General features: G+C 55.2%; 11 protein-coding genes. 6 read left to right on the top strand and 5 right to left on the bottom strand.

Features of this window, described 5'->3' with window-relative positions; genetic code table 11:
• Positions 1–7 precede the first annotated feature (7 nt).
• Complete coding sequence (gene epd, locus ACETPC_RS07980; RefSeq protein ID WP_380180317.1) at positions 8–1,054, bottom strand: erythrose-4-phosphate dehydrogenase; 1,047 nt, start codon at positions 1,052–1,054, stop codon at positions 8–10.
• Between the two features lie 486 nt (positions 1,055–1,540).
• Here epd and ACETPC_RS07975 point away from each other — a divergent pair, with 486 nt between their 5' ends.
• Complete coding sequence (locus ACETPC_RS07975; RefSeq protein ID WP_380180316.1) at positions 1,541–2,278, top strand: polymer-forming cytoskeletal protein; 738 nt, start codon at positions 1,541–1,543, stop codon at positions 2,276–2,278.
• 40 nt (positions 2,279–2,318) lie between these two features.
• On the opposite strand, the gene tkt is transcribed toward ACETPC_RS07975, so the two are convergent.
• A complete protein-coding gene (gene tkt, locus ACETPC_RS07970; RefSeq protein WP_380180315.1) occupies positions 2,319–4,310 on the bottom strand; it encodes a transketolase in 1,992 nt (663 codons plus the stop codon).
• 274 nt (positions 4,311–4,584) lie between these two features.
• On the opposite strand from tkt, the gene ACETPC_RS07965 reads away from it, so the two are divergent.
• Positions 4,585–5,337, top strand: coding sequence for a M48 family metallopeptidase (locus ACETPC_RS07965; protein WP_380180314.1), 753 nt, complete (start codon positions 4,585–4,587; stop codon positions 5,335–5,337).
• A gap of 272 nt (positions 5,338–5,609) precedes the next feature.
• Here the strand turns inward: ACETPC_RS07965 and speB are convergent, their stop codons facing one another.
• The 3 genes from speB to ACETPC_RS07950 all read right to left on the bottom strand — a co-directional run bounded on the left by speB (position 5,610) and on the right by ACETPC_RS07950 (position 8,716).
• The gene (gene speB / locus ACETPC_RS07960; RefSeq protein WP_380180313.1) at positions 5,610–6,533 is read right to left on the bottom strand and encodes an agmatinase; all 924 of its coding nucleotides are present in this window, start codon (positions 6,531–6,533) and stop codon (positions 5,610–5,612) included.
• 112 nt (positions 6,534–6,645) lie between these two features.
• Positions 6,646–8,622, bottom strand: coding sequence for a biosynthetic arginine decarboxylase (gene speA, locus ACETPC_RS07955; protein WP_380180312.1), 1,977 nt, complete (start codon positions 8,620–8,622; stop codon positions 6,646–6,648).
• Positions 8,615–8,716 (bottom strand): hypothetical protein, encoded by a 102-nt coding sequence (locus tag ACETPC_RS07950; RefSeq protein ID WP_380180402.1) that lies wholly within the window; start codon positions 8,714–8,716, stop codon positions 8,615–8,617. The genes speA and ACETPC_RS07950 overlap by 8 nt, the downstream gene beginning before the upstream one ends.
• A 636-nt stretch (positions 8,717–9,352) precedes the next feature.
• Between ACETPC_RS07950 and metK the strand changes: the two genes are divergently transcribed.
• The 4 genes from metK (at position 9,353) to endA (ending at position 13,711) form a co-directional block, all read left to right on the top strand.
• Positions 9,353–10,507 carry a methionine adenosyltransferase gene (gene metK, locus ACETPC_RS07945; RefSeq protein ID WP_380180311.1) on the top strand — a complete coding sequence of 385 codons (1,155 nt, stop codon included), beginning with the start codon at positions 9,353–9,355 and terminating at the stop codon, positions 10,505–10,507.
• Between the two features lie 412 nt (positions 10,508–10,919).
• Positions 10,920–12,314 carry a sugar porter family MFS transporter gene (locus ACETPC_RS07940; RefSeq protein WP_380180310.1) on the top strand — a complete coding sequence of 465 codons (1,395 nt, stop codon included), beginning with the start codon at positions 10,920–10,922 and terminating at the stop codon, positions 12,312–12,314.
• 69 nt (positions 12,315–12,383) lie between these two features.
• Entirely contained in the window at positions 12,384–12,908 is a 525-nt protein-coding gene (locus tag ACETPC_RS07935) for a SprT family zinc-dependent metalloprotease (RefSeq protein ID WP_380180309.1), read from the top strand.
• A gap of 95 nt (positions 12,909–13,003) precedes the next feature.
• Entirely contained in the window at positions 13,004–13,711 is a 708-nt protein-coding gene (endA, locus tag ACETPC_RS07930; RefSeq protein ID WP_380180308.1) for a deoxyribonuclease I, read from the top strand.
• Positions 13,712–13,753: the final 42 nt, after the last annotated feature.

Here is a 13,753-nt window from a genome sequence, read left to right as displayed (position 1 = left end):
TGATTCTCTAAATTTTAAAGGCGCAATCCGCGCCCTGGCTGAAACCGCTGGCGGCCATTGCTAACGTAGTGTCGAGCATGCGATTAGCAAAGCCCCATTCGTTGTCGCACCAGACCAGCGTTTTGATCAGGTGCTGACCGCTGACCCGCGTTTGCGTGCCGTCCACAATGGCACTGTGCGGATCGTGGTTAAAATCAATGGAGACTAAGGGTAATTCCGTATAGTCAACTATACCACTAAATGCCCCTTCTGATGCGTTTCGCAGCAGTGCGTTAACCTCACACGCATTGACCGGCTCGCTTACGCTGACGCTTAAATCAATGGCAGTAACGTTAATGGTAGGTACGCGCACGGCTATCGCCTCAAAGCGATCGTTAAATTTCGGAAAAATACGCGTGATGCCAGCAGCAAGACGGGTATCGACCGGAATAATCGACTGGCTGGCCGCGCGGGTGCGGCGAAGGTCAGTGTGATAAGCGTCGATAACCTGCTGATCGTGCATGGCGGAGTGGATGGTTGTTACCGTTCCCGACTCTATGCCGAAAGCATCGTCCAGCAGTTTGATAATGGGAATAATACAGTTGGTAGTGCAGGAAGCATTAGAGACGATCAGGTCTTCAGGCTGCAGCGCCTGCTCGTTTACGCCATAGACCACGGTGGCATCCAGATCGTTGCCGCCCGGATGGGAGAACAGCACTTTTTTCGCCCCGGCGGCGAGATGCGCCTGCCCGTCGGCGCGGCTGCCCCAAACGCCGGTACAGTCCAGCACTATATCCACATTCAGCTCCTGCCAGGGCAGATCGGCAATATCGGCGCGATGCAATATGCGGATCGCGTCTTCGCCTACCCAGAGCGTATCGCGCTCCTGGCGCACTTTCCAGGCAAAGCGGCCGTGGCTGGTGTCATATTTCAGCAGATGCGCCATGCCGGCGGCTTCCGCCAGCTCGTTAATGGCCACCACGGTAATCCCGGCGCGGCGTCCGGTTTCGTAAAGGGCGCGCAGTACGTTGCGTCCGATGCGGCCGAAACCGTTTATGGCAATGCGAACCGTCATATCACTCCTGCATCCAAATTCAGTGCAAAACCGGAGCGTTAGCCTGAGGCAGACGTGCCCGTTTGTACAGGGAATTTTTTTCGTTTCCGGCCCGCTTTTACCGCGGAAATGTGCCAGCTTTAACGCTTGTTGAAACGGTTCAGCTACAATAAAGACAATGCGGAATAATTGGAATGCGCCAGATCAAACGTCAGTTTAAAAATCTGACCTGCATCACATTTAAGAGAGGTTTTGCATAAAAAACCAACCAGGTTACATCAACAAAGTAGTAAAGTAGCTTTTACGGATATTTACCTACAGATAACCAGCTGGCGACAGGATCTACGGAATTATCTTACTTTTGCAGCTTTATCTCAGAATTTTCTCTCTGACATCGTTTCCAGGAAGGGGACGCCCGCAGCAGAGTGCCGCTCACCGGCACGGCTGGCTGTAGCAAGATCGGGAAGGATCTGGCGCCGTTTTTCTGGTCAATAACAGTACCGGAATATGAACTACAACCTGCTTTGGTATCTCTGGATAATCTGGGCTTCAGCGCTGGTCGTTTACTCTTTGAGCTGGGCGACCACGCTGATGCTGATCCGTCAGCATCGGGGGCTGCTGATAGCGGCGGCCTCTGCGGTTATAACCTGGCTTGCCTTCAGGAAAATCACGTTAAATAAGGAAATGACGATGTTCAAACGTAAAGAGAATCCTCTTCAGTCCACCCCAACCGCTCCGCTGCAGTACGGCGCTCGTCCACAGTCTGCGCCACCGGAAAACAGCAATTTTGAAGAGACCGTCTCCGCGGCAACTGTGGTTAGCGTCGCTAATACGCCAGCCAGCGGCACAACCACGATCCCGGATACCTGCACCATTGTGGGTGAAATCAGCGCGGCGGGCGATATTCATATCACCGGCAGCGTCAGCGGCAAGGTGAATTCGGAAAAAACCGTTTTTGTACAAAAGGATGGACGGGTTGAAGGGGAAATCTGGGCGCAGCGTACCGAGATCAGCGGCGAGCTGAAAGGATTATGCTGCAGTCGGGAAGTGGCGATTAACGCTAACGGGTTTATGGACGGCACTATCGAGTGCGAATCGCTGTCCATTAATCAACAGGGCAAATTCTACGGCCAGTCCAAACCCTATAAGGCGGAAAAAGAGCCGGAGAACAACGTGGTGAAAAGCTTTGTCGAGCCGCTGGTGCCGCCCAGTCAGGATTTTCACCTGCGGGATACTGCGCAATAAACAGGTTCGCCTGCCTGCACAGGCAGGCGAACCTTAACGGTTACAGCAGCTCTTTAGCTTTAGCTACCACGTTGTCTACGGTGAAGCCGAAGATTTCGAACAGCTTCTCGGCAGGTGCCGATTCGCCGAAGGTAGTCATGCCGACAACCGCGCCGTTGAGGCCGGTGTACTTATACCAGTAGTCGGCGATGCCCGCTTCGATAGCTACGCGCGCGCTGACGGACTTCGGCAGCACGGCTTCGCGGTAGGCCGCATCCTGCTTGTCGAAGGCATCAGTAGACGGCATAGAAACCACGCGCGCCTTGCGGCCTTCTGCGGTGAGTTTTTCGTAAGCACCAACCGCCAGCTCTACTTCGGAACCGGTCGCAATCAGGATAACTTCTGGCGTCCCTTCACAATCTTTCAGGATGTAGGCGCCGCGAGCGACGTTAGCCAGTTGCTCTGCATCACGATCCTGCTGCGCCAGGTTCTGGCGAGAGAAGATCAGCGCGGTCGGGCCGTCGTGACGTTCAATCGCGTATTTCCAGGCTACTGCAGATTCTACCTGGTCACATGGACGCCAGACGCTCATGTTCGGCGTAACGCGCAGGCTCGCCAGCTGCTCGACCGGCTGGTGCGTCGGGCCATCTTCGCCCAGACCGATAGAGTCGTGGGTATAAACCATTACCTGGCGGATTTTCATCAGCGCAGCCATGCGGGCCGCGTTGCGCGCGTATTCCACAAACATCAGGAAGGTCGCGGTGTAAGGCAGGAAGCCGCCGTGCAGCGTAATGCCGTTGGCGATAGCAGTCATGCCGAACTCACGCACGCCGTAGTGAATATAGTTGCCTGCTGCGTCTTCATTGATCGGCTTAGAGCCAGACCACATGGTCAGGTTGCTTGGCGCCAGGTCGGCGGAGCCGCCCAGATATTCCGGCAGCAGTTTGCCAAAGGCTTCCAGCGCGTTCTGCGAGGCTTTGCGGCTGGCGATTTTCGCCGGATTAGCCTGCAGCTGCTCGATAAACTTCTGGGATTCGGCCTGCCAGTTTTCCGGCAGCTCGTTTTTGCTCCGGCGCTGGAATTCCAGAGCCAGCTCCGGATAAGCTTTGGCGTAGGCGGCGAACTTCTCGTTCCAGGCCGCTTCTTTCGCCTGGCCAGCCTCTTTGGCATCCCACTGCGCGTAGATATCCTGAGGGATTTCAAACGGCGCGTGGTTCCAGCCCAGCTGCTTGCGGGTCAGCGCGATTTCGTCTTCGCCCAGCGGCGCGCCGTGGGAATCGTGCGTGCCGGCTTTGTTCGGCGAGCCGAAGCCGATCACGGTTTTGCACATCAGCAGCGAAGGCTTGTCGCTGACCGCTTTGGCTTCTTCTACCGCTTTGCGGATTGCTTCTGCATCATGGCCGTCCACGCCGCGCACGACATGCCAGCCGTAGGATTCAAAGCGCTTAGCAGTGTCGTCGGTAAACCAGCCGTCGATATGACCATCGATAGAGATGCCGTTGTCGTCATAGAAGGCAACCAGCTTGCCCAGCTTCAGCGTGCCGGCCAGCGAGCAGACTTCATGGGAGATGCCTTCCATCATGCAGCCGTCGCCCATAAACACATAGGTCTGGTGATCGACGATGTCGTGGCCCGGACGGTTGAACTGCGCCGCCAGCGTACGTTCGGCAATCGCCATGCCTACTGCATTGGCAATGCCCTGCCCCAGCGGGCCGGTGGTGGTTTCAACGCCTGCGGTGTAGCCGAATTCCGGGTGACCTGGAGTTTTGGAGTGCAGCTGACGGAAGTTAGCCAGTTCGCCGATCGGCAGATCGTAGCCGCTGAGGTGCAGCAGGCTATAGATCAGCATAGAGCCGTGACCGTTAGAGAGCACGAAACGGTCGCGGTCGGCCCACAGCGGGTTAGTCGGGTTGTGATTCAGGAAATCACGCCACAGCACCTCGGCAATGTCCGCCATACCCATAGGCGCGCCCGGATGGCCAGATTTGGCTTTCTGTACAGCATCCATACTTAAAGCGCGAATAGCATTCGCAAGCTCTTTACGAGAAGACATGTTCTACTCCAGATCGGATTAAAGGCTTCGCCGTGCTTAACCTATTTTAATCAATGAGTTATCAGGCAAAGCTGCAAAAGACGACCCTCAATGTACATGAAAGAGCGGCCCGCTGTACATGGCGAAAAGTGCAAAAAAATGGGATCATATTTGCGTTTTTCAGACATCAGGGCTATGCATTAGCACGCAAACAGTTAACATAGCGCTGTTTTTCTTACCTGTCTTTAACGGCAGGTGTTTGTTTTTATTACCTTGTTATCTAATGGATGGATATATGAAACTACCCGCTTCCGTGATGGCGCTGGCCGTCGCAACCGCGCTTACCGGCTGCCAGAATTTTGACAGCAACGCCCTGCTGCAGTCCGGCGCTCAGGCCTACCAGGCCGCGACGCTTACCGATGCACAGGTCAAAGAGCTGAGCGTAAAATCTTGTGAACAAATGGACAGCGAGGCAAAAATCGCGCCTGCCAGCAGCGTTTATACTCAACGCCTGAATAAAATTGCCGCCGCGCTTGGCGACAATATTGACGGCACGCCAGCGAACTATAAGGTTTACCTGACCAACGACGTTAACGCCTGGGCGATGGCTAACGGCTGCATTCGCGTTTACAGCGGCCTGATGGATATGATGACGGATAACGAAGTGGAAGGCGTGCTGGGCCACGAGATGGGCCACGTTGCGCTGGGCCATACCCGCCGCGCGATGCAGGTTGCGTATGGCGCTACCGCCGCGCGCTCCGCCGCCGCTTCCGTTGGCGGCATTACCGCCACGCTTTCGCAGTCGCAGTTTGGCGAGCTGGGCGAAAAACTGATTAACGCGCAGTTCTCGCAGAAGCAGGAGTCGCAGGCGGACGATTACTCTTTCGATCTGCTGAAGAAACGCGGCATCAGTCCGCTGGGGCTGGAAACCAGTTTTGAGAAGCTGGCGAAATTGGAAGGCGGCAACAGCAGCTCCATGTTCGATTCTCATCCCTCTTCCGAATCGCGCGCGCAGCATATTAAACAGCGCATCGCCGCCGGGAAATAAAACAAAGGCCAGCCTGCGGGCTGGCTTTTGAGGTTGATGACTAACCCCTGGGTCGCGTTTACATTAGCAACAGAGCAGCAGTGGCCGATCGGAACACGGACACGCCGTAAATACGGTCCCTGTAGGCTCGGTTGGCGCGTCCATGCGCCCGCCTATCCGCTCGGCCTCTGCCGCTATCAAGCTGCGGTGTTGCTGTAAAAACAGGCATCCCTGACGAACGGTTCAGGTCAGTCAGCAGCCTGAAGCCAGCCTGCGGGCTGGCCTTTTCGCGCTTATTCGCCTTTATTAACGGCCTGGACGTGCAGCATATCCAGCGCCAGCGTCGCGGCGGCCAGCGCGGTGATATCGGACTGGTCATAGCCCGGTGCCACTTCTACCAGATCCATACCTACAATATTCAGCCCTTGCAGACCGCGCACCAGTTTGGTGGCCTTATCTGAAGTCAAACCGCCAACCACCGGCGTGCCCGTGCCCGGCGCGTGAGCCGGATCCAGACAGTCGATATCAAAAGTCAGATACACAGGCATATCGCCGACGATCTCTTTGACCTGGGCGATAATATCGTCAACGCTGCGATCGTTAACCTGCGCCGCATCCAATACGTTAAAGCCCAGCGAAGCGTCGAACTCGGTGCGAATGCCGATCTGCACGGAGCGGCTCGGATCGATCAGGTTTTCCTGCGGCGCGGTGTAGAACATGGTGCCGTGATCGAACGTTGGGCCGTTGGAATAGGTGTCGGTATGCGCATCAAAATGCACCAGCGCCATTTTGCCAAAGTGCTTTGCATGGGCGCGCAGCAGCGGCAGCGTCACGTAATGGTCGCCGCCAAAAGTCATCATGCGTTTGCCGTTAGCCAGCAGCTTTTCCGCATGCGCCTGCAGCTTGTCGCTTAAGTCCTGAGAGTCGCCGAAAGCGTAAACCAGATCGCCACAGTCCACGACTTTCAGGCGCTGACGCAGATCGAAGTTCCACGGCCAGCGGCAGCCTTCCCAGGCCAGGTTGGTGGAAATCTGGCGGATGGCGCCTGGCCCTAAACGGCTACCTGGACGGCCGGAAGTAGCGGCGTCAAAAGGCACGCCGGTAATTACCCATTCGGCGTCGCTGTCGTAAGGCTGAAAGTTAACCGGAAAACGCATAAAACCAAAGGCGTTGGAAACCAACGAGTTGTCGTACTGGTTGCCCAGAGTGTTATACATAAGTCCCTCTCTTGCTGTTGACGATAAAAAAAATCCCCGCCGCGTCGTTAGGCCCGACGAGGAAGGGATGGGGTTTAGTTGGCCGGGTCGCCCGGCCAGACGCGGCTAAGGCTTACTCATCTTCCAGATAAGTGTAGCCATAGAGTCCCGCTTCAAACTCTTCGATAAACTGCGCGCGCAGCTCGTCGTCCAGATCGCTTTCGGTGATTTGCTTGCGGAAGTGCGTCAGCAGCTCTTTAGGATCAAGCTGCACGTATTCCAGCATATCCGCAACCGTATCGCCTTCGTCCGATAGCTGGACGTCAACGCGGCCATCCGCATAGGCATAGACGTCCACCGCTTCGGTATCACCAAACAGGTTGTGCATATTGCCCAAAATTTCCTGATAGGCGCCAACCATAAAGAAGCCCAGCATTGGCGGATTATCCACGTCGTACTGCGGCATTGGCATGGTAGTGGCGATACCGTCGCCATCCACGTAGTGATCTATAGTGCCGTCTGAGTCACAGGTGATATCCAGCAGCACCGCACGGCGCTCCGGTTTTTTATCCAGCCCTTCCAGCGGCAGCACCGGGAACAGCTGATCGATGCCCCACGCGTCCGGCATTGACTGGAACAGCGAGAAGTTGACGTAAATTTTATCCGCCATGCGTTCCTGCAGCTCGTCGATAATTGGACGGTGCGCGCGGTTGCCCGGATCCAGATGCTGCTGAATATAGTTGCAGACGCTCAGATAAAGCTGCTCCGCCCAGGAACGCTGCTCAAGGTTGTAAATCCCCTGAGAGTAGCCGGTGTGGATGTCGAACAGATCCATCTGGCTGTCGTGTAGCCATTCGCGCAACGAGCGGCGGTTGCCCGGCTCGTGCATCTCCTGCCAGGTATCCCACAGGCTGATAATTGGGCGCGGCGCGTCTTCTGGCGGTGATTGCGGCGTGATGAACTCGTTGCGCTCCACGCCAATGATGTTAGAAACCAGTACTGTGTGATGCGCAGTTACCGCACGGCCCGACTCGGTAATCACCGTTGGATGCGGCAGGTTATGTTCTTCGCAGGCGTCGCCAATGGCCCAGATAACGTTGTTGGCGTATTCGTTCAGGCCATAGTTTACCGAGCAGTCGGACTGCGAACGCGTACCTTCGTAATCGACGCCCAAACCGCCGCCCACGTCGAAGCACTGGATATTTACGCCCAGCTTCGCCAGCTCCACATAGAAACGTGCCGATTCGCGCACGCCGGTAGCGATATCGCGAATATTCGCCATCTGCGAACCAAGATGGAAATGCAGCAGCTGCAGGCTCTCCATTCTTCCGGCTTCGCGCATGATTTCCACCAGTTTCAGTACCTGAGTGGCGGAAAGGCCAAATTTCGATTTTTCGCCGCCGCTGGACTGCCATTTGCCGGAGCCCTGCGAAGCCAGGCGCGCGCGAATGCCCAGGCGCGGCACCACGTTCAGACGCTCGGCTTCTTCCAGCACCAGCTTCACTTCGGTCATTTTTTCCAGCACCAGATAGACTTTATGGCCCATCTTTTCGCCGATCAGCGCCAGACGAATATATTCACGGTCTTTATAGCCGTTGCAAACGATCACCGAACGGGTCATACCCGCGTGTGCCAGCACCGCCATCAGCTCTGCTTTAGAACCCGCTTCCAGCCCCAGCGGCTCGCCAGAGTTAATCAGCGATTCGATTACGCGTTTGTGCTGGTTAACCTTGATGGGGTAAACCAAAAAGTAGTCGCCGCGATAGCCGTATGATTCCCGCGCGCGCTTAAACGCCGCATTAATAGAGCGCAGGCGATGCTGCAAAATTTGCGGAAAGCAGAACAGCGCGGGCAGACGCTGCCCTTCGGCCTCGCGCTCTTTGACCAGCTTTGCCAGATCGACGCGCGCTTCCGGCACGTCCGGATCGGGACAGACGCTGATATGCCCCAGCTCATTGACGTCATAATAGTTATTGCCCCACCAGGCAATATTGTAGGTGCGCAGCATTTTGCTGGCATCTTGATCGCTCATGGCAACCTCCTGCATTGAGCGGAGTACACCCTGTTCGCCTGCTGACGAACCCTTAATCATCTTGCTGTCGTCAGACATCGCAAACCTCGAATTTCAATGATGCGGAACAGTTCACTACTATCGCAGGGAAAACCCACGACAACAACCCATCGACTACCGGGGAACCCAGCATAAAACGCTGAGGCGCCGCACCAGGCGATGTCAGAAGTATAACATTAAACACGTCGCGGACTCCGGGAAGGGGTCTGAGAGTCAAAATCCGTTTGCCCTGGGGAAAGCGGAAGCTTAGTTGCTTTACGTGGCGAAATGATTAACGCCGCAACATCGGCATGGCGTTAAAAAGGAAGCGAATGGGGAGAAACTCTGTGCGCCAGCATGGCGCAATGAACCGGTGGCGATCATTACCGTATTCAGCTCCGCATAGGGAAACAGGGAGTATAAGCCGACACCGTGGTCGACCCGTCCGCTGGCCGACGGAGAAAGCCCGTTTTACGGCAGCGGCGTTTTATACAGCTCGCACGGCCGGAATGCAAAATTTAAATGTAAGAAAGGCAAAGCCCCTAAGCGAAATTTGCTACTTCTTACAAAATTCACCGGTTGTTTCCAGCAAAAAATGCTGGCAATCTGTTTAACGAGTAACCTAAAATAGCCGTCCAGATGTGAATCCATCTATACTGGTTAACTTCTAAGCGTCTTAAATAAGTATTGACCTGCTCATGGCTTTGCCTGAGGGGGCGCAAAGAGAGAAGACCATTCTTTTCAGCGCTATGCAGTCGATCCCAACCCGTTTCAGTAAGGTAAAGAATAAATGGCTAAACACCTTTTTACTTCCGAGTCCGTTTCAGAAGGACATCCCGATAAAATCGCCGACCAGATCTCCGACGCCGTGCTGGACGCCATCCTTGAGCAGGATCCGAAAGCCCGTGTAGCCTGCGAAACCTATGTGAAAACCGGCATGGTGCTGGTCGGTGGCGAAATCACCACCAGCGCATGGGTGGATATCGAAGAGATTACTCGTAATACCGTGCGTGAAATCGGCTATGTTCATTCCGATATGGGCTTTGATGCCAACTCCTGCGCCGTGCTGAACGCCATTGGCAAACAGTCTCCGGATATTAACCAGGGCGTGGATCGCGCCGATCCACTGGAACAGGGCGCGGGCGACCAGGGCCTGATGTTTGGCTATGCCACTAACGAAACCGACGTGCTGATGCCTGCGCCGGTAACCTACGCGCACCGCCTGGTACAGCGCCAGTCTGAAGTGCGTAAAAATGGCACCCTGCCGTGGCTGCGCCCGGACGCGAAAAGCCAGATTACTTTCCAGTACGATGCGGGCAAAATCGTCGGTATCGATGCGGTAGTCTTGTCTACTCAGCATGCGGAAGAGATTGGCCAGAAAGATCTGCAGGAAGCGGTGATGGAAGAGATCATCAAGCCGGTTCTGCCTGCCGAATGGATCAATGCCGATACCAAATACCATATCAACCCAACTGGCCGTTTCGTTATCGGTGGTCCAATGGGCGACTGTGGCCTGACCGGCCGTAAAATTATCGTTGATACCTACGGCGGCATGGCTCGTCACGGCGGCGGCGCGTTCTCTGGTAAAGATCCATCCAAAGTTGACCGTTCAGCAGCCTACGCAGCGCGCTACGTAGCGAAAAACATCGTGGCCGCTGGCCTGGCGGATCGCTGTGAAATCCAGGTTTCCTACGCGATCGGCGTAGCGGAGCCTACTTCCATCATGGTGGAAACCTTTGGCACCGAGAAAATTTCCACTGAACAGCTGACGCTGCTGGTGCGTGAATTCTTCGATCTGCGTCCTTACGGCCTGATTCAGATGCTGGATCTGCTGCATCCCATCTACCGCGAAACGGCGGCTTATGGCCACTTTGGCCGTGAGCACTTCCCATGGGAAAAAACCGACAAAGCTGCCCAGCTGCGTGAAGCTGCCGGCCTGAAGTAAGGTTTTACCTATTTCAACAAGGGCACCTACAGGGTGCCCTTTTTGCTGCCCGCTGACTGGCAGATTGGTAAACTCCGTGTAAACTTTTTTTGGCCTGAAGCGGACATAATGTTAACGATTACATCCAGAAACATCATGCAGCATCTGATAATTAAGAATTTCCAGCCTTAACAAAGCTGGCGAGAATGCGCTATTTTCAGCGCTCTCCGATAGAGGGCCAACAGGGAATCAGGAGAAGCTATTTAGTGCTATGTCCAAACGGTTATAAAGCGTAAGCGCGTGTGAAAACCGCTGTTTTCGGAAAGATCTGGCGTGTAACCGATTACACCACTGTGATCTGCCGCACAGTCTTTCGCGCCCGGTTTTTTTAACATTTATAAAAACAATATAGTTACACCACTATGGAGGCTTTATGCCTGATAATAAGAAACAGAGCAGAACATCCAACAAGGCGATGACCTTGTTCGTTTGTCTGCTCGCTGCACTCGCCGGGCTGCTTTTCGGGCTGGATATCGGCGTGATTGCCGGCGCTTTACCTTTTATCGCGAAAGACTTTAACGTCACGGCGCACCAGCAGGAATGGATCGTTAGCTCCATGATGTTCGGCGCTGCCGTGGGTGCAGTCGGCAGCGGCTGGATGTCTTCTCACCTGGGCCGTAAAAAGAGCCTGATGATCGGCGCTATTCTGTTCGTTATCGGCTCACTGTGGTCAGCAATGGCCGGCAGCGCGGATATGCTGATTGTTGCTCGCGTGCTGCTGGGCCTCGCCGTTGGCGTCGCTTCCTACACTGCACCGCTCTATCTTTCTGAAATCGCGCCGGAAAAAATTCGCGGCAGTATGATTTCGCTTTATCAGCTGATGATTACTATCGGTATTCTGGGCGCTTACCTTTCCGATACTGCCTTCAGCTATACCGGCGAATGGCGCTGGATGCTGGGCGTGATCACTATTCCGGCCGCTCTGCTGCTGGTAGGCGTTTGCTTCCTGCCAAACAGCCCGCGCTGGCTGGCCGCTAAAGGCAACTTCCGTGACGCCCAGCGCGTGCTGGATCGCCTGCGCGATACCAGCGAGCAGGCGAAACGCGAGCTGGATGAAATCCGTGAAAGCCTGAAGATCAAGCAGTCTGGCTGGAACCTTTTCAAAACCAACAGCAACTTCCGCCGCGCGGTCTGGCTGGGTATTCTGTTACAGGTGATGCAGCAGTTTACCGGCATGAACGTAATCATGTATTACGCGCCGAAAATTTTTGAAATTGCAGGCTTTACCAATACCACCGAGCAGATGTGGGGCACGGTTATCGTTGGCCTGATCAACGTACTGGCGACCTTTATCGCTATCGGTCTGGTAGATCGCTGGGGCCGTAAGCCAACCCTGAAGCTGGGCTTCCTGGTGATGGCCGTAGGCATGGGCGTGCTGGGCACGATGCTGCATGTGGGCATTCATTCTTCGGGCGCGCAGTACTTCGCTATCGCCATGCTGCTGATGTTTATCGTTGGCTTCGCCATGAGCGCCGGCCCGCTGATTTGGGTACTTTGCTCTGAAATTCAGCCGCTGAAAGGCCGTGACTTTGGTATCACCGTTTCCACAGCGACTAACTGGATTGCCAACATGATCGTCGGGGCAACCTTCCTGACCATGCTGAACAGCCTGGGCAACGCCAATACTTTCTGGGTCTACGCCGGTCTGAATATTGTCTTTATCATTCTGACTATCGTGCTGATCCCGGAAACTAAAAACGTTTCTCTGGAACATATCGAACGCAACCTGTTAAGCGGCAAAAAGCTGCGCGACATCGGTCAGCGTTAAGCCTTACTGGCCGGGGTAACCCGGCCAGCTTTATTGAATTCCCCCGCTTCCCATCGTATTCTCTGCCACATGAAATCCCTTCGACTTCCTATAGCTTTACAGCAGGCCGTGATGCGTTCGCTGCGTGAAAAACTGCAGTTGGCCAACCAGCGTCTTGCGCGCGACTATCCTGAACCCAAACTGGTTTATCAACAGCGCGGCACGGCGGCAGGCACCGCCTGGCTGGAAAGCTGGGAGATCCGCCTGAACCCGGTGCTGCTGCTGGAAAACCAGCAGGCGTTTATTGCAGAGGTTGTACCGCACGAGCTGGCTCATTTACTGGTGTGGAAGCATTTTGGCCGCGTCGCCCCGCACGGCAAAGAGTGGAGATGGATGATGGAAAGCGTGCTGGAAGTGCCTGCGCGGCGAACCCATCAGTTTGCCATCGAGTCGGTGCGTAACCGTACTTTTCCCTATCGCTGCAGCTGTCAGCAGCATCAGCTAACCGTGCGCCGCCACAACCGGGTCACGCGCGGCGAAAGCGAATATCGCTGCACGCGCTGCGGCGAGCGGCTACTGCCCGGCGACTATCTTTCCGCCGAAAAATCTGCCTGACGTCAAAAAAATTGCCGATAAGGCACGGGACGGTTTCCGGTTATCCGGCGCTTCTGCTACTCTCGCCGCTTCTTTGACTGACAGAAAACCGGACTATGTTACGCAAAATTATCGGCAGCTTTGCGCTGCTGCTTCCTGCTTTTTTTGCCCATGGGCTAAGCCTTAACAACTACCACCAAAATAATTTCAGCCAGGCGAAAGCTTACGCCGCGCAGATCAACGCCGATGCGCCAGGCTCATTCTACTGCGGCTGCAAGATTAACTGGCAGGGGAAAAAAGGCGTGCCGGATCTCGCTTCCTGCGGCTATCAGGTGCGCAAAAACGCTAACCGCGCCAACCGTATCGAGTGGGAACATGTGGTGCCTGCCTGGACCTTCGGCCATCAGCGCCAGTGCTGGCAGGAAGGCGGCAGAAAGCAGTGCGCCAAAGACGCAGGCTATCGCCGCATCGAATCTGACCTGCATAACCTGCAGCCCGCGATTGGCGAAGTCAACGGCGATCGCGGCAACTTTATGTACAGCCAGTGGAACGGCAGCGAACATCAGTACGGCCAGTGCGAAATGAAGATAGACTTTAAAAACAAGCAGGCCGAGCCGCCAGCCCGCGCGCGCGGCGCTATCGCCCGTACCTGGTTCTATATGCGCGACCAGTACCAGATTGTAATGTCAAAACAGCAGACGCAGCTGATGACGGTATGGGATAAACAGTATCCGGTTACCGCCTGGGAATGCGAGCGCGACAACCGCATCGCCAAAGTCCAGGGCAACCATAATCCTTACGTACAGCGCGCTTGCCAGCGGTAAAACCCCTGGCCTAAACTGGACAGCATATTTTGGCCGCGCCCG

It is taken from the genome of Pantoea sp. sgz302252 (assembly GCF_042610525.1).
Classification (GTDB): Bacteria; Pseudomonadota; Gammaproteobacteria; order Enterobacterales; family Enterobacteriaceae; genus Erwinia.
This window is presented reverse-complemented; position numbering and strand designations above follow the sequence as displayed.

Coding starts and splice junctions, on each gene's coding strand:
- epd (WP_380180317.1), bottom strand. CDS start 1,054: ATGACGGTTCGCATTGCCATAAACGGTTTCGGCCGCATCGGACGCAAC.
- ACETPC_RS07975 (WP_380180316.1), top strand. CDS start 1,541: ATGAACTACAACCTGCTTTGGTATCTCTGGATAATCTGGGCTTCAGCG.
- tkt (WP_380180315.1), bottom strand. CDS start 4,310: ATGTCTTCTCGTAAAGAGCTTGCGAATGCTATTCGCGCTTTAAGTATG.
- ACETPC_RS07965 (WP_380180314.1), top strand. CDS start 4,585: ATGAAACTACCCGCTTCCGTGATGGCGCTGGCCGTCGCAACCGCGCTT.
- speB (WP_380180313.1), bottom strand. CDS start 6,533: ATGTATAACACTCTGGGCAACCAGTACGACAACTCGTTGGTTTCCAAC.
- speA (WP_380180312.1), bottom strand. CDS start 8,622: ATGTCTGACGACAGCAAGATGATTAAGGGTTCGTCAGCAGGCGAACAG.
- ACETPC_RS07950 (WP_380180402.1), bottom strand. CDS start 8,716: ATGCTGGGTTCCCCGGTAGTCGATGGGTTGTTGTCGTGGGTTTTCCCT.
- metK (WP_380180311.1), top strand. CDS start 9,353: ATGGCTAAACACCTTTTTACTTCCGAGTCCGTTTCAGAAGGACATCCC.
- ACETPC_RS07940 (WP_380180310.1), top strand. CDS start 10,920: ATGCCTGATAATAAGAAACAGAGCAGAACATCCAACAAGGCGATGACC.
- ACETPC_RS07935 (WP_380180309.1), top strand. CDS start 12,384: ATGAAATCCCTTCGACTTCCTATAGCTTTACAGCAGGCCGTGATGCGT.
- endA (WP_380180308.1), top strand. CDS start 13,004: ATGTTACGCAAAATTATCGGCAGCTTTGCGCTGCTGCTTCCTGCTTTT.